The 16,948-nt window shown below is 40.1% G+C and carries 11 protein-coding genes and 1 pseudogene; 11 read left to right on the top strand and 1 reads right to left on the bottom strand.

The annotated features are described in order from the left end of the window. The first annotated feature begins 186 nt into the window (after nt 1-186). The 7 genes and pseudogenes from RRG12_RS15740 to RRG12_RS15710 all read left to right on the top strand — a co-directional run bounded on the left by RRG12_RS15740 (nt 187) and on the right by RRG12_RS15710 (nt 10,510). Nucleotides 187-3,354 (top strand): plasmid replication protein, CyRepA1 family, encoded by a 3,168-nt coding sequence (locus RRG12_RS15740; protein WP_420759940.1) that lies wholly within the window; start codon nt 187-189, stop codon nt 3,352-3,354. A gap of 43 nt (nt 3,355-3,397) precedes the next feature. Then, a complete protein-coding gene (locus RRG12_RS15735) occupies nt 3,398-4,060 on the top strand; it encodes a Uma2 family endonuclease (protein ID WP_420759939.1) in 663 nt (220 codons plus the stop codon). A gap of 239 nt (nt 4,061-4,299) precedes the next feature. After that, entirely contained in the window at nt 4,300-6,117 is a 1,818-nt protein-coding gene (locus RRG12_RS15730) for a tetratricopeptide repeat protein (RefSeq protein ID WP_420759938.1), read from the top strand. A gap of 682 nt (nt 6,118-6,799) precedes the next feature. Next, a pseudogene (locus tag RRG12_RS15725) lies at nt 6,800-7,411 on the top strand (IS1634 family transposase); the annotation flags it as partial. A 99-nt stretch (nt 7,412-7,510) separates the two neighbouring features. Continuing rightward, on the top strand, nt 7,511-7,795 hold the full coding sequence (locus tag RRG12_RS15720; RefSeq protein ID WP_420759937.1) for a hypothetical protein: 285 nt from the start codon (nt 7,511-7,513) through the stop codon (nt 7,793-7,795). Between the two features lie 934 nt (nt 7,796-8,729). After that, nucleotides 8,730-10,022, top strand: coding sequence for a hypothetical protein (locus RRG12_RS15715; RefSeq protein ID WP_069069075.1), 1,293 nt, complete (start codon nt 8,730-8,732; stop codon nt 10,020-10,022). 323 nt (nt 10,023-10,345) lie between these two features. Beyond that, nucleotides 10,346-10,510 (top strand): hypothetical protein, encoded by a 165-nt coding sequence (locus tag RRG12_RS15710; protein WP_176726937.1) that lies wholly within the window; start codon nt 10,346-10,348, stop codon nt 10,508-10,510. Here the strand turns inward: RRG12_RS15710 and RRG12_RS15705 are convergent. Continuing rightward, on the bottom strand, nt 10,470-12,146 hold the full coding sequence (locus RRG12_RS15705; RefSeq protein WP_420759936.1) for a DUF4157 domain-containing protein: 1,677 nt from the start codon (nt 12,144-12,146) through the stop codon (nt 10,470-10,472). The genes RRG12_RS15710 and RRG12_RS15705 overlap by 41 nt on opposite strands. Before the next feature lie 197 nt (nt 12,147-12,343). Here RRG12_RS15705 and RRG12_RS15700 point away from each other — a divergent pair, with 197 nt between their 5' ends. The 4 genes from RRG12_RS15700 (at nt 12,344) to RRG12_RS15685 (ending at nt 16,915) form a co-directional block, all read left to right on the top strand. Continuing rightward, nucleotides 12,344-12,583, top strand: a complete 240-nt coding sequence (locus RRG12_RS15700) for a hypothetical protein (RefSeq protein WP_420759935.1) — start codon at nt 12,344-12,346, stop codon at nt 12,581-12,583. Continuing rightward, nucleotides 12,583-13,107, top strand: coding sequence for a phage tail protein (locus RRG12_RS15695; RefSeq protein WP_069069078.1), 525 nt, complete (start codon nt 12,583-12,585; stop codon nt 13,105-13,107). Before RRG12_RS15700 ends, RRG12_RS15695 begins: the two co-directional genes overlap by 1 nt. A gap of 200 nt (nt 13,108-13,307) precedes the next feature. After that, nucleotides 13,308-16,322 carry a hypothetical protein gene (locus RRG12_RS15690; RefSeq protein WP_420759934.1) on the top strand — a complete coding sequence of 1,005 codons (3,015 nt, stop codon included), beginning with the start codon at nt 13,308-13,310 and terminating at the stop codon, nt 16,320-16,322. Between the two features lie 38 nt (nt 16,323-16,360). After that, on the top strand, nt 16,361-16,915 hold the full coding sequence (locus RRG12_RS15685) for a hypothetical protein (protein WP_069069080.1): 555 nt from the start codon (nt 16,361-16,363) through the stop codon (nt 16,913-16,915). The last annotated feature ends 33 nt before the right edge of the window (nt 16,916-16,948 follow it).

Genomic DNA, 16,948 nt, shown 5'->3' with positions numbered 1-16,948 from the left:
TATCACAATACAAAATTATTACTTTGGGGATCTAATAGGCAGAATAACCCACTAGAGCCTTAACCGATGTGCCTCTTGCGACGAAGTAAAAAATACATCATAAAAGCCTCGCAATCTCGCGTATTAAAAAAAAGCAGATGCGTGTTACTGTTTTAATCTCATTGTCTTCCCTTCGCGCTTTTTCCTATGCATCTGCACTATTTACACCCCCAACACCTTGAAGAATTAGTCAAGAGTAGTGGTATAGACTTACACTTAGTGCATCTCAATTTTAGGTCGCTCCAAGGTGTAACAGCTTATGAGTACCTGTTGATTTCTGAGCTACTCCCCCGCACGAATACCGGAATGGTGAAAGCCGGATGGTTGCAGCGTTACGCTCACGTTACAGAAGGTGGTTGGTGGTGTTCGGGACTAGACCCTCTGAATAATTGGCAAATGATGGAATGGGGATGCTTTAAGCCAAACCAACCCCGACAAAACCACAATGGCAAATCCATCAAGTACGAGCATCCTCCCAGCACACCAACGCGGGTGTTTTGTTTGCGGGTAACGTTGCAAGTGTGGCAGCAAGTCGCTGGGCGTTATAATCTGGTTATACCTGAGAATATCACCATTACTGCTGATGGTGAAGCTAGAGGCTTTTGGCAATGGGTGATGCAACAGAACATTCCCCTTATCATCTGCGAGGGTGTGAAGAAAGCAGCTACCTTGTTGACGCAAGGATATGTAGCTATTGCCATTCCCGGAATTACCAGTGGTTATCGGGTTGTGAAAGATGAATTTGGCAAAGTTACCCGTCGTCAGCTAATTCCTGATTTAGCAGCATTTACGCTTACAAAGCGCAGTTTTTACATTTGCTTTGATTTTGAAACTCAACCTAAGACAATTGCTGCTGTAAATAATGCTATTTCTCAACTTGGCTGTTTATTTCAGCAAAAAAATTGTCCTGTAAAAGTCATCGAACTTCCGGGTATAGAAAAAGGGGTTGATGAATTTATTGTTGCTAAGGGTGCAAGTAGTTTTGAGAAAATTTATCGCCAAAGTGTTGATTTAGAAATTTATCTTGCTCAAACCAAACCCCACACCGAGTTAAGCCTTCCGGCGGCACTTACCTTCAACCGTCCTTATATAGGTGAAATACCTTTCCCCACCTCTGGATTAGTAGGAGTCAAATCAGCGAAAGGAACGGGGAAAACTACGGCATTGCAAGGCGTTGTTCAACAAGCAAAAAATCGAAACCAACCCGTTTTGTTAATTACTCACAGAATCCTACTTGGAAGATTTTTGTGTGAAAAAATTGGTATTCAATGGGGAACACATAAAGAAGATGGTGAGAAAAAAATTAATAAAACACTTACCCCTGCTCCTCCCATTCTCCGCTCTCTCTTTCCTCAGCAATCCCTGGGATTGTGCGTTGATTCGATTTGGAAACTTAACCCGGAAAATTGGCGCGGGGCGATAGTAATTTTAGATGAAGTAGAGCAATCTTTATGGCATCTGTTAAATAGTAATACTTGTAAGCACAAGCGGGTAAAAATATTAAAGTTATTCCAGCAACTTATTGCAACAGTTTTAACAAGTGGGGGATTGGTAATTGCCCAAGATGCTGATTTATCAGATGTTTCACTTGAATATTTACAAGGATTAGCAGGAATTAAATTAACACCTTGGGTAGTTCTCAACCAGTGGAAACCTCAGCAAGGTTGGGATGTGACTTTTTATGATTCACCGAATCCTACACCGCTAATTCACCAACTAGAACTGGATTTACTTGCGGGACGTAAATGTTATGTTACTACCGATAGTCGGGCTGGGCGTTATAGTTGTGAAACAATTGAACGTTATCTGAAAGAACGGCTACAAAAATTACGGCGACAATTTCCTAAAACTCTAGTAGTTAGTAGTCACACTACAAACACACCTGGTCATGCAGCAGTTGATTTTATTGCAGCAATTAATCAAAAGATATCTGAATACGACGGCGTTTTTGTTACCCCTAGTCTTGGTACAGGAATTAGTATTGATGTTCAACATTTTGATCGAGTTTATGGCATTTTTCAAGGGGTAATTCCTGACTCGGAAGCAAGACAAGCTTTAGCAAGAGTCCGGGATGATGTACCGCGTGTTGTCTGGTGTGCTAAACGAGGTATTGGTCTAATTGGTAGTGGGAGTACAAATTATCGCTTGCTATCTGATTGGTATCAGGAAAATCAAAAAGAAAACTTAGCTTTGCTGAGTCCATTACATAAAATAGATGTAGATTTACCCTTAGTTTATGACCCGATTCATTTGCGAACTTGGGCGAAGTTATCTGCAAGAGTCAATGCTTCTATTCGTCTCTATCGGCAATCGATGCAAGATGGTTTAATTGCTGATGGGCATCAAATTCAGGTGCGGAGTAATGCGGTTCACAATAATATTATTCGAGATTTACGTCTAGCTTTTCTAGCAACTGATGCTGATGATTTAGCTACCCGCAAAAGGTTAATTTTAGAAATTGTTAAGGTTCAAAAAGATTGGGCACAAAGTCGTCAAAAAGCTAAAGAAATTAAACGTAAAATTAAAGAAATTAAGCAGCAGAATCAATTATCGGTAGCATCTGCTGTAGCTAATGCTAAAGATATTGATTATGTGGAGTATGAGCAGTTATTAGTTAAGCATTCCCTAACGGATGGAGAACGCAACCAAATTAATAAATATGTTCTTAGACAAAGATATGGTGTAGAAATTACTCCTTGGCTGAAATTGCAGGATGAACAAGGATATTATCGTCAGTTGTTAATCCACTATTATTTAACCCATGAAAGCGAATATTTTCACGTTAGAGATGAGCAAGAATGGCATCAACAATTATCTTGGGGTGAAGGTAAAGTTTTTCTCCCAGATTTAAAAACTTATACGCTCAAGGTTGAAGCTATGAGAGCTTTAGGGATGCTTCAGTTTCTTGAAGAAAAACGCGAATTCAGTGAAAATGATCCAGATTTGATATTGCTAAAAAATATTGCTTTTCAGCATAGTAAGCATATTAAAAGAGCGCTTGGTATTAACTTAGTTGGAGAAAAAGAGCAGGTTTCAGCAATAAAAATACTTGGACGATTGTTAAATTTGTTGGGTTTGAAGCTGAAGCGAGTAAATGAGGTTTATCAAATTGATTTAGAAACGCTATATGATGGTAGGGAGAAAATATTTGCTGTTTGGCATCAACGAGATGAGTTGATGTTGGCTCATGTTAAGAGTGTTGGTTATGAATTGCCTGATTATTCTTCAGACTGGAAATTTGAAATTTTACAAACGAAGTCTGAAAAGATAGACCACAGTTTATCTACCTATACTTTCCCATTATCCAAGATATAAGAATTAAGTTTAAATTTAGATATTGATGATTGAGGACTAGTTTATGTTCAAGTACAATCCTTTGGACTGCCTACCTTCGTCGGCAGAATTACCAGATTCAGATAATACCCCTGTGGATAACGAACTCCAAATATTAATTCCCAACTTATTGTTAGCCATCTTAGCCTCGATTTGGCAAAACCGCGATGACTGGTTTTTCGGTATTAACATGGGTATTTATCATACACCAAATATTGGAGCTATAGTTCCTGACGGTTTCTTGAGTTTAGATGTAGAACGTTTTGTTGGAGAAAATGGACGTTCTAGTTATGTTTTGTGGGAAGAAGAAGGCATTCCGCCAATTTTAGCTTTAGAAGTTGTTTCTCAAACTTACAATGGCGAATACGAACAAAAAAAAATTGATTATGCCGAATTAGGCATTTTGTATTATGTCATTTATGCACCAACTCGCCTCCGCCGGAAGCGTCAACGCTTGGAAGTTTATCGCTTAGTTGAAGGTAAATACATTTTACAAACAGGGGATAAAATTTGGATGCCAGAAATTGCTTTAGGTATTGGACGGGAACAGGGTACTTATCAAGGAAGGATGCGAGAATGGTTATATTGGTATGATGAGGATGGTAACAGATACTCAACACCAGAAGAACAATTGCAAAATCTGTTAGCCAGACTACAACAGCAAGGAATTGACCCAAACACACTTTAAATAGTTGAGAGTTAACCGCTAATTAATAATTACAATATGAAAGTTGATAAATAACAGATAGTTATGATTCGTTTACAGCTTGTCCAAAAGTATCTACTTTCAATTAACTAAAACTGGTTCGCAAGATTAAAACAAAAAATTATTGCAACAGGTACAATAGTAGTTGTAATTTTTTCAAAATATATCGTTAAGAATCCTGATGCTTTAGGCTAGATAATGTCAAAAGCCAAAAAAATTATATGAATGCGGAAGATTTTTTCAACCAAGGATTAAAGTATAATTTACAAGGGGAGTATCAAGCCGCGATCGCAGCTTACACCCAAGCAATCACGTTAAACCCTGATTATGCCGAAGCTTACCACAATCTAGGGCTGATCTTAAGTGGTCAACTCAAAGATTATCGTACTGCGATCGCTAACTTCAATCGCGCCATCGAAATCAATCCCAATTTTGCCATAGCGTATTACAACCGGGCTAATGCTCGTTACTTTTTAGCCGATTATCAAGGCGCGATCGCAGATCATAACGTAGCTTTACAAGTAGATCCCAATTTAGCGCAATCTTACCACAGCCGAGGGAATGCCTACTTTGCTTTGGAAAACTACGACCAAGCGATCGCAGATTATATCCAAACAATAGAAATGAGTACCCAATTAGCTGATAACATCAATATTGATATTGCCAACGCTTATCATAATCGCGGCGTGACTCGTTTTGAACGTGGCGATCATCAAGGAGCGATCGCAGATTTTCAGCAAGTTTTACAATGGCATCCCCATTTTGCCGCAGCTTACAGCAATCGCGGCAATATTCACCATGTTTTAGGAAATTATCACGAAGCGATCGCTGACCATAACCAAGCATTACAATTAGATCCTAACTTGGCAGAGGCTTATCATAACCGAGGTAATGCCTACTATGCCTTAGCAGATTATCAAAGTGCGATCGCAGATTACAACCGCGCCCTAGAAATCAATCCCAGCTTTGCCGGAGCGTACTATAATCGGGGTCTTGTGCTTGCTCACCTCAAAAACTATCACCAAGCAATTGAAGACTTTAACCAAGCATTAAAGCTGAATCCTGATGATGTGCAAGCTTATTGTGAGCGTGGTCTGGTTCGTAGTAATCTTGAAGATTACGAGGGTGCGATCGCAGATTATGACCAAGCGTTACAAGAAAATCCCACTCTAGCTTTAGTATACGGCTTTCGCGCAAATGCTCGTCGCCGATTGGGAGACTATCAAGGTGCAATTGAAGATAGCAATCGCCTATTACAACTCAATCCTAATTTAGCAGAAGGATATTGCGATCGCGCGGCGGCTCGTCGTTCTGTAGGAGATCATAAAGGCGCAATTAAAGATTATGATCGAGCATTGCAAATTAATGATAATTTAGCCGCAGCTTATTATGGTCGGAGTATTGCCCGTGAAGCTCTGCAAGATTTACAGGGTGCAATTGATGATAATACTCAAGCCATAGAACTTGTTCCTGACTTTTCACAAGCGTATTGCAATCGGGGAAATGCTCGTCGTCTTTTAGGAGATGAACAAGGAGCGATCGCAGATTATAATCAAGCATTAAAAATTAATCCTGATTTAATTGAAGCATATTACAACCGAGGTTCTACCCACTATGCTTTAGAAGAATATGAAAGTGCGATCGCGGATTACACCCAAGCATTACAATATAATCCCCAATCTGCTGCATTTTACAGCGATCGGGCTAATGCTCGCTATGCTCTAGAAGATTATCAACGCGCAATAGAAGATTACAGTCGAGCGATCGCGATCGACCCCAGCTTTGCCGAAGACTGGTACAATCGGGGTCGTAGTCGTTCTCTGTTGGGAGATTTAGAAGGAGCGCTTGCAGACTTAAACCAAGCCTTACAGCGTCAGCCTAATTGGGCTTCAGCTTACATCCTTCGGGCAGATGTCTACCGCAATCTGGGAGACTCTCAAGGAGCAATTGCCGATTTCCAGAAATCCGCAGACTTGTATTATCAAGAAGGAAATATCCAGTATTATCAACAAATTATTGAGCTAATTGAACAGCTTTGAAGAACCCCATCCCGCCAAAGCTGTGCTTTGTCTCCCCTCCCCAAGAATAAGGCTACAGTGTACACATAAGCCTGAAATAAGTTTACAAAAAAGGCAGGAGTTAGGAGGCAGAAGGCAGGAGGTTAGGAGTATCAATTGAAACTTTGGTTCTGGGTCTAAAGCCCAGTTCATAAAAAGAATTATACCGAGACGCGCAGCGCGAGGTATAAAGCGTCCTTACTTCAATCCCACGTTTTTAAACGTGGGTTCCTCCTGCCTCCTGAATCACCTGTTTTTTCGCGTCAGTTTTACCCCACCCTAACCCTCTTTCAAGGGTAGGGGTTTAAAAATCTCGAAAATAGTTGAGAATTTTCTCAACTGTTTAACATGGTTTGGTCGTTTCAGGATTTAAGCATCGGCTGAAATAGTCAAAAAATGACCAAATGCAAAATACCTACCCTTGAAAGCCCTAACCCTCCCCTTAGAAAGAGCTACACACAAATCTTGAGAATCCTTTTAAGAGGGAGGCAAAAATATATTGGATATATTGGCGCTAATTACTGTGCGTTCGCTGATTTTAAGGCAGTCAAAGGAATTAATTCCTTGAGGGGTAATGATTAAGAGGATTTTTGAAGCAACTCCCTGATGAGAGTGGATTTGGGGGTAGTTTGAGTAGAGAATGATGTCAGGTGGTGGTGCATCGATGAGTGAGACAGAAGTAAAAATAAGCTCCGAGCGGATAGACGATATTCCATTAATAGTTGAATGGCTTGCTCAGATAGAGATAGCCAAACATATCGACCAAAAACTGAAGAAGCCGCACGGAAACCACCAAGGAATGAGCTACGGGCAGTTGAGTGTATTATTACTAACGTATATAATCACTCAATCAGACCATCGGTTATGTGCAGTCGAAGAATGGGTAGAAACACATCGAAAGATTTTGGAATTGACAACGGGGTGGTCGATAGGAAACAAAGATGTCAGTGATGACAGATTGGGAAGGGTAGTAGAAGAATTAGGCAAGCAATCACTTGCTAGACAAGAAATAGAAATTAAATTAGGAAGGCAGATAATTAGAGCATACGAATTACCGACAAAAATTGCACGCACAGACACAACAAGCTTCAGTGTAAATCATGAAAACACAAGTCATCTAGAAGACAATCTATTGCGTCATGGCTACTCCAAAGATAAACGCCCAGACTTATTGCAATATCGTCAGTTACTAGCAACGCTCGACCCGATGGGAATGCCGTTAGTCAGCGCCACTCTTGAAGGCAATGGAGCCGATGACCCTTTATATTTTCCCACCTAACTCTTTACTTCCTCCCTGATTCTACGGTCTTCATTACCCCTATTAACCAGCTTCAAAAACAGATTCTTTTATTGATGAAAATCCCTGAATCCATTTATGAGCTTGAACTTAAGCCCTGTAAGACATAATTCTCACTCACAAGGTCAAAATGAGCGAACGTCCAGTAATTATTGCTGCATTGAAGGTGTGCGAAAGATTCTGCTGAATATAGGAACTCTTGGTTCAGGCTTAGTTGCAGTTATATTTGTAGTAGCAGTAGAAGAATTATCAGCTGCCTCAGAGAGGATAGGTGGTTTGCTATTAGTAGAATCAGCAAAATCACTCAATTGGATAGCTGAAGATGAATTTGAAGATACGGAAGTAGTATTATCAGTATTTTGACTGTTGGGCTTGACCGGAGTTTGAGCTTGAGATGGAGTAACGATGAAAGTCGAACTTGTTCCTAATACCAGTATGAGCAAATGAGAAATATATTGTTTCATGGAGATTGGTAAAATGGGTTGATAAATATTCAAATCTTGAAGAAGTTGTGTTTGTTATTAGTTGGAAATAAAATCGCAATTTTCCAATATAAATCATGACGCTGTTGTACAATAAAGCTTGATCGCAGCGATTGACCAACGGATAGACTACTAGCGCTTAGTACATTAATTCCCTAACAACAACCGAAGCTCCTTGAATTACCTTTACTACAAGGCAAGGGGAAGGTAAACTTCTCTTTAGTAAAAAGAGAGCGGTTATTTTACAGCAGATTGCAAGTTAATGAAGTACAAAAATACCCCACCCTAACCCTCCCCTTGCAAAGGGGAGGGAACTGGATTTTCGGTTTCCCCCATTTGCAAGGGGGGATTAAGAAGGGTAAAAGATGTACTTCATTTAGATGCAAAATGCTGTAAGACTATGAATCAGTCTGATAGAGAGTTGGCAAATAGATACACCTGGAATAATTGACGTTTTTTCATCAACTAAGCCAGCACAACCATTAATATCTTAGTTATATTTAACCTATTAATAGAAGAGGGATGTTACGGAAATTTGTAAAAAGGCAGATTTATATAGAGCAACTCTTAATTAGCATATTTAACTAGCTCAAGCAAAAAGTATATAAACTTTTAACAAAACCTGAGTTTGATGAAGTAGATTTAGTTAATAAATATATATTTGATTTCTGAAAAAACTCAGTACAACTAAGAACCCTTCTTTCCTATTGCCTATTGCCTATTGCCTTTCAGAGCAGATAAGATTCTTACAAGTTAAACTAGACTTCTCTATTTAGTGATGGCGACACCCGCATCTCCTATTTTTCTGAAAATATATGAAATTTAGAACCTTAAAATATCCTTTTGCACTAATGCTAGTCAGCTTCAGTTTTTTGCAGACAGCTGATGCTCAAACTCCTGTCGCTGATATTTCCCAGCTATCTCACGAAGTTTCTGTGCTTCGGAAACAGGGCCCAACAGGGTTACAAGTATTTCTCAAATCCCATACCAATACGCTAAATACCGATTCTTCTGGTGCAGTTATACCTTCCCCTGCACTCCGGATTGCTTTAGATGAACTTTGCCAACAACGCGACTGTTACGCCTCTCGTCTGTACTGGTATACTGACATAGAACAAGCCAAAGCTGCTGCTAGAACCAGTGGTAAACCCATTCTATCTCTGCGGTTATTGGGAAGGCTGGATCAGGATTTGAGTTGTGCTAATAGTAGATTCTTTAGGGTAGCGCTGTATCCAAATGTTGAGATTTCTAAACTACTTCAAGACCGTTTCATTTTGCACTGGCAATCAGTGCGACCTGTACCTAAAGTAACTATTGATTTTGGCGACGGACGCAAGTTAGAGCGAACGATTACAGGCAATAGCATTCATTATATATTGGACGCATCGGGGCGTCCAATCGATGCAATTCCAGGGTTATACAGTCCCAAAGCATTTTTGCGTCAGCTACAGCAGGCTGAAGTAGCAGTAAAAAACTACAGTAAACTTACACCAAGCGATCGCGAGTCTTATTTAAGAAAATACCACAGCGATCGCCTAAATTCTATCCAAACCCAATGGGTTGCAGATTTATCTCGCCTGGGTATCCAGTCTCCCCCTAAGTTGGTGGAAACTCCGAACAATCCCAGTCAGCCACCTACAGCAGAAATAGCAAGCTCTCTAGCAGTTTCTAAGATGATAGTTGAAAGGCCAATGCTAACTGCTCTCCAGTCTGATGCTGAACGAAATCAAAACGCTTTAGCTGAAATAACCGACCAGGAAGTTTGGAACAAAATTGCTCAACTCTATGCCGCCGATGTCAAGCTAGATCAAAACAGTATCTCTCTAATCAAAGCGAAAAAGTCTCAGTCTGCAAACACTCAGGAAGATAATTTGCCGATAATAGTGAAAAAATTTGAAGCCACAATGGCTTTAGATACAGTCAGAAATGAATATATGCTGCACAGCCAAATTCATCAATGGTTTATGCAGGGTCAGCAAACAAGCAGTGTGGAAACACTCAATGAACAGGTATACGCCCAACTATTTTTAACTCCTAGTTCTGACCCTTGGTTGGGGCTTTTCCCCAGCGACGGCTACAGCGCCATTGACAATGATGGCATCCGGTGAACTACCCACACTGACTTGGAGTACCAAGTACAGTGTTGGCTTCTGTAATCACGGGGGAGTGCCGCAACGCGTAATAGTTAAAGTGCTTAAAACAAAGTCCTTTAACCTGTGAAAAGCTTGAAGTCAGTAAAAAGGAGTGACGAGATTTTATAGTATTGACACCTCACCCATCACTCCTTATAACTTGCGCGTTGATTAGCTGTTACGCATTGTTAAATTACACCAGCTGACTACTTCATTTATCCTCTAACTAAAGAGGCGGATAATTATTAAGTTAGTTTGTGCTTTTCTATACAAAAAGTTGTAAATGATTAATATCTATTATGCAATTCTATAGGATTACTACTTTTGCGATCGCACTTGCCGTTCAAGACAGTCGCTACGAGATCAGCGATCGCACTCATCAAGCAATTCACTCAAAGAGCGATCGCTTGCTACATGGTCAGGTCAACCTTCTGCTTTCTCTTCTGCCTCCGATCTCCCAATGACGCTCATGTTTGCAACTAGCCGCATAAATACTTCAGGCGATGTACCACCACCGATTCCCAGACTAAACCCAGCTTCACCACCCTCTGATTTAACCCCAACCTTGTCCGGTGCTGTGCCTTCATTCGTTGAGGCCTTTGCAAATGAGTCGCTCCCCCCTTCTTTTATCAATGTGCTTTTTATCATATTTGGCACAGTCCTTCCCTTTACATCTGGGAACGCCATTATCGAACTACTAAACAACTCCCGTTCGGCTCCGGGACGCAGTGTAAATTCTACAAGTACTTTCGGCTCAGGGCTTTTACGATATAAGTAGTTTTGAGCCTGTTTGAAGTCTCCTAAATGTCCACTTAGCTTCGCGTGATTACCTCCTTCAAGTTCTTTCCAATCCTCTAATTTCATTGTCCGGTATACCTTCAATGTTTCAGGTTCGCCTTCACCTGGTTGAGCATCCGTTGCTGACTGCGTTCCAGTCTCGCGTTTTTTCCAGCCGTAAAGTGTCATGTACTGCTCCTGTAAGGTATGTTCCTGATCCGGCATACTCTTATGTTCGATGTCATAAGTTAGTGCTTCTGTAAAATGTTGTTCGTTTTCAAATTCTGCATCCGTGGAAAAGAGTTGTTTGAGGTGGAATTCAACTACCTCTGGAGAATATGATTCTGTGAGACTGGTTATGAGTGGGTTATAGAGCGGGGACTTTTTAAAAGCACCAAAGTTTGCGTATGTTTTTGTTGGTTTGCCCTTAATCTTGACTTTCAGTTGTAGTACGTGCCCACTGGATAAAGCAGTCGTCAAGCTGGTGATAGCTCCTGTAAGGCTTTCTTTTTTCTGGATGGGTTGCTGTATCGGTTCAGCAGATGCTTCTAAAAAGGAATCTTCCTGCGTTTTCTCTAATGGCGATCGCTTCACTGCCCCCCCATTTTGCTGCACAACATGGGTCAACTCATGCGCCAACAACTCCTGACCGCCTCGACTCCCTGGGTTATATTCCCCCTGTCGAAAGAACACATCCTGTCCCGTTGTGAAAGCACGCGCCTGAATTGACCGATTCAACTGATCGGATTGACCATCTGTGTGAACCTTCACCCCACTGAAATCTGCGCCAAACGCCTGTTCCATCGGTTCACGGATGTTGTCTGCCATGATTTGTCCACCCCCCCGCGCTTGGTTAATGGACGCTTCCAAGTCAGGCGCAGTAGCCATCCCAGCCTCAGACTGACGCTGCACCATCGGCTTCATTTGTAATTCTTCTTCTTCTTCTTCGGGCAATGCTTCTCGTTGCAGTGTGCTATTGTCCAGAGATTTCATTTGTAATTCTTCTTCTTCTTCGGGCAATGCTTCTCGTTGGATAGACTGACGATTTACAGGTTGCGCCATTCTTTGCATTACCTGCTGTGCGACGCTATCAGCTTCCTGTTCGTAAATGTCTCCAGGCTGGCTAATTGAGAGTTTTGCTTGGCTACGTAGTGGTATGCGACTTATATCGTGAGTAAGTGGTTTATCGAGTGGTTGTATTTTTGGAACCGCTTGGCGTGAAATTGCCGACGACTCAAAACCAAAGCCGGGTGTCGGGTGTTTCAGAGATGGAATTGAGAAGTCTGTAGTAGTTTTTTTCTCTCGGCTAACCTGTTCTCTCATTTTTTTTCTCCAGATGCCCAAGCCCTAGCTAGATAAATATTTTGCTGTTACTAACAATCTAGCTAGAATACAGCGATCGCACTTTTAACACAATTGCTCAAAAGTCTGAAGCTAGGTAAAGGGCAAGTTCGACTTTTGGCTACTTTTGATTCTGACGCAGTACCTTTAGCCTTGATTTGAGGAGAGGTTTTTTATTTATGGACTCAAATCAACAATCAAGTTTTTTCACATTCGATGGAGATGTTGGCGGTACTGCTGGATACGCCGGGGTTTCGGCGGCATCAGATGCTAGCAAGGCGGCTATTGCTGCGGGTAAGTACCTCCATGACTCACGGCTTTTGAACCAACTCACAGAACACGTATATAAACTTTTGCTAGAAGACTTGCGATCGCAGCGAGAAAGACTTGGTAATTATAATTCCCAAAGGTGGTTGTGATGGCTACAGGCGCTAATAACGGCAACATTACTCACGAATTAAATTATGTCACTACTAATCGTTTTTATGTCGAAATAGACAGTTCTATTGCTGCATCTTTCGCCGAATGTTCAGGATTAAGTATTCAAATTAAGAAAAATATTTTTCAAGAAGGTGGTGTCAACGACCAGCAAAGAATTTATTTAGGTCATACAGAATTTGCAGACATAACTCTTAAACGTGGAGTTACCGATCATCCAGGTTTTTGGAACTGGATGAATGCAGTTTTTGATGAACAAAAGAAAACATCTCGACGCAATGTCAATATTTTGATTTTCAATCAAGCTGGTGAAACGATGATGAGTTGGACTTTGATTGGTGCTATTCCTATAACCTGGAAAACACCAGCACTCCAAGCAGATGGAAAAGCAGTTGCCATTGAAGAATTAACTTTAGCTTATGAAGGTTTACAAGTTGCAAGAGCAACAGGAGGAGGAACTTCTGTTCAACGAAATCAAAAAACAGGATATTTCGTTTCTAGCTAATTGGCTATTTATAAACTATAACTATGCAAATTATTCAATCTCCACTGGGAAACAATATTCATCCACTTGGAAGAATATCATCTTTATCTAATCCTCATAGAATGTTATTGAGAAAAGAGTCTCATTTTCTGAATCTAAAAAGTAATTTTATCAGTCCAATACAAACTAAATCACCATTAGTAACATCCTCTAAATTTTTCTTGTCTCATGAACATGAACCATCGATACAACCATTAATCGGTTGGGATAGCTGGGATACTCAGGATATAAATAGTGACTTTTCACTACTTGAGTTTGATTCTTCTGATTCGATAATTCATCCAGAAAATAATAATGAACCAATAAAAGACAGTATTCCAGAGATAATGCCAACTCGCATTGAGAAAAATACGAGTAATGATGCGTCATCAAAAATAAATCTTCAAGGTAAATCTAAATCCAAAAAAACAAATAAATCTCGACAGCCACCAGAAAAAAAGTCAAAACCAAAATCTAAGACTAAAAAAACAGTTAAATCATCAGTGGCTAAGAATGTTGAGCAATTTGTTGATGAAAGTAACACTCCTATTAGTTTTAAGGAAAATAGGTTATTAGCATCAAATGAGCCTTTATCGGTTGAGGCTAATTCGGAACTCGAACCTTTACAACTTGATATTGCTTCAGATCATACTACAACTGACAATAACTCTGTTAATAGTATAACAACATCTACTTCGCCTAATATTGAAGATAAATCGATTTCTATCAAGAATATTAATCATGACAGTCAGCAATTAAACTCTGAGTTACCATATAGGTTACCTAGTGCAGATTCATCTGTCACGGAAAGTATTTTGATATCACCAAAAGAGATTAATTTAGACGATACTATAAGTGAAACAGGAGAAACTTCGCCTATAGAATTAACTTTGCCTAATAATTTAGAGCAACCATCTGTCCCATATATTAACTTTAGCAATAATGAAGAAAAAATAATCACTGAACCATCAGAATCAGCTAATATCTCAGATATCCCAGTCAGCCCAACGCCACCACAACAGGATATAAAATATCAAGTTCCTTTTATAGTTGATAATCAAAGCACCACTTTTCAAACAAATTTAATACAAAAAAAAGAGGTATCACCAACCGTAAATTCTTCATCGCAGCCAGAAGAATCACCACATATAAATAGTAATTGTGAGGTAATTCCAGCCATTGAACCAGACTTAATATCAGAAAGCACCGCAAATGATTTTGTCAAAGATAATGCTGTGGCTGATAATGTTCTAGACAATGCGGCTTTATCTTCAAAACTTTCCCCACTTGATGTTAATGATGAAAATATTATAGGGGCGGATAGCTTTACGTCCAAAGCGGATGTTGCTGTCCCTAATTCTGAATCTTCAACCGCTTTATCATCAGTATTTACTTCACCTGATGTTGATAACGCACCTACTTTAGTCTATCCTTTAGCGAATGATGAAAATATTATAGGGACGGATAGCTTTGCGCCCAACGTGAATGTTGCTGTACCTAATACTGAGTCTTCAGTTGTAAAAAGCCCTATTACATTACAACAAAAAATTGATTCTAGTGTTACGAGTGATTCTCCAGTCAGTGCGTCTGTTCAATTAACACCTACCCCCGCTAATATTGAAGATACACCTAGTTTATTCAGGAACTCTGATAGCAATGAAAAACTCCAACCACAAGGGGATGGAGTTTTTGGTCATGGGGAATCGGGCATAGGGCATAGGGAAGATGTTACCAATGCCCCATGTCCAGTACCCAAAGCGACGGGGCGACTATCCCTCTACAGACACCTGGGGATGGAGTTTCCCGTTGCTTTCAATGAACAGTTAGTCAATTCAGAGTCACAATCTGCTATAGCGGTTAATGTTTCAGATGTCTCAGCAAATATGAATTCACTGGAACATGACAGCAATATTGAGAATATTACCAGCGAGTCTACAGAAAATAAGCCCATATTAGCGCTACCTGAGATTAGTGAAACAGAAAAAATTACCGCCGTATCGCCTGAGATTCTTGAAGCAACAGTAGTTAACGCCACATCGCCTGAGATTGTTGAAGCAACAGTAGTTAACGCCACATCGCCTGAAATCGTTGAAACCGAGAGTATTTTCAGGAAAACTATTGACAATGAACAACCAGTAGAACCAGAATTTCCCTTTGCAGTAACAAATCCTGAAATATCAACCTTTGTTGATACCTTAGATAATCCAGATATCCCAGAAGAACTAACTTCCTCACAAAATGAGGTAAGCACAGCACCTAAAATTGAGCAAAATGCGATCGCAGAAAATTTGCCCGCGCCTAAAGGTTATGCTACTGGTGGTCATGTAACAGACTCCCGCGTTGAAAATCGTCAGCAGATAGCACCCTCGGATACTGTACCAGCAATGCTTACGCCTGGGGAGTTTGTGATTAATACCAGGGATGCACAGAAGAATTTACCTCTACTGCATCACATCAATACTGGTGGAACACCGCAGGATATTATCCTTCCAAGTTTACAGACACCCAATCCTCAAAAACCAGAAGAAGAAACTTCTCCAGAAACTCCGACTAAAGTCGATTCTTTTCCAGACACTTCATTACAGCTAAAAAGCGCTGAGACTAACCCATCTCAGATATCTAATCCTTTAACTCCTTCTTCCTGGGGTTTAGATATTGGAAAACAGAAACTTTCGATACTCAATTCTCCACAGCTTAATCTTCTTGAAAATGAAACGATTCATGTGGATGAACCTTCACCTCAATACTCATCGCCTCCCCTGATTTTCCGAAAAACAAATTCTACCACTAATACATCTTCCCAATGGTCAAATACACCTTCTCAATGGTCAAGTGTGGAAGATTTACTCAATGGAAATAATGATGAGTTCACTAGCTTTAACTTTAATGATGGTGAATCTAACAGCCAGAATTCTGAATTTTCTCATGTCTCAGAATCGTCACAAACTTTTGCTAAACACATTCCTACATTTAGAGGCTTTGCTGATGGTGGAGAAGTCACTCCACCCGACATATCTAGAGAAATAGAACCGATAACTGAGACGATAGAGAGCGTATCCTCGTCTTCTGAAGAAGGTGATAAAGATGATACGGCTAATCTTGAAGCTCTAGCCCGTGAAATTTATAACAGATTACGACAACGGATAGAAATTGAGCGAGAGCGTCATGGCGGTTACTCAGGTAGATTACCTTGGTAAATTCCTATTAAATAATTATTTTTTGGAGAAATATTCAAATGGCAAGTCCAGCAATTATTGTAATTCAAAAGCGTCAACCGCAACTTGAGAAAGCCAAACTTGTAGCTTATAACGGGGAAGCGCCAGATATTGAATTAATGTTTAATCCCACAGACATTAGTTTTGCTCGGACTGTTAAGTGGGAAAGTAAGCAAGGAAATAGAGGAACTACTCTACTTCCAAAAGTGAATTTTTCTGGCGTTGAGCCTTACAAGTTCACACTGAAACAGTTGCTATATGATACTTATGAAACTAAAGAATCGGTAATGAAAAAGTATATAGACAATATCAAAAAAGGAGTAGAAACTATTAATAGAACGACCGATAAACGCCCACCTGTTTATATATTAACATGGGGAACAGAGTATTTTTATTGTGTTATCACGAGTTTAACTTACACATTAAATATGTTTCTGAGTGATGGTACACCAGTCAGGGCACTGGTAGATATATCCTTGCAAGAAGTAGATAAAAATAACCTTCCTGGAGGACGTGAATCTGATTCTAAAGGCGCAAGTCGCAAGCCAAACGCCAAACTGGGAAGAACTACTTAATCGAAAGATTGTTTAAACGTTTTAAATTTATAT

Source organism: Nostoc sp. CALU 546 (genome assembly GCF_048836525.1).
Note: the sequence above shows the minus strand (reverse complement) of the source record. Positions and strands in the feature narration are given on the sequence as shown.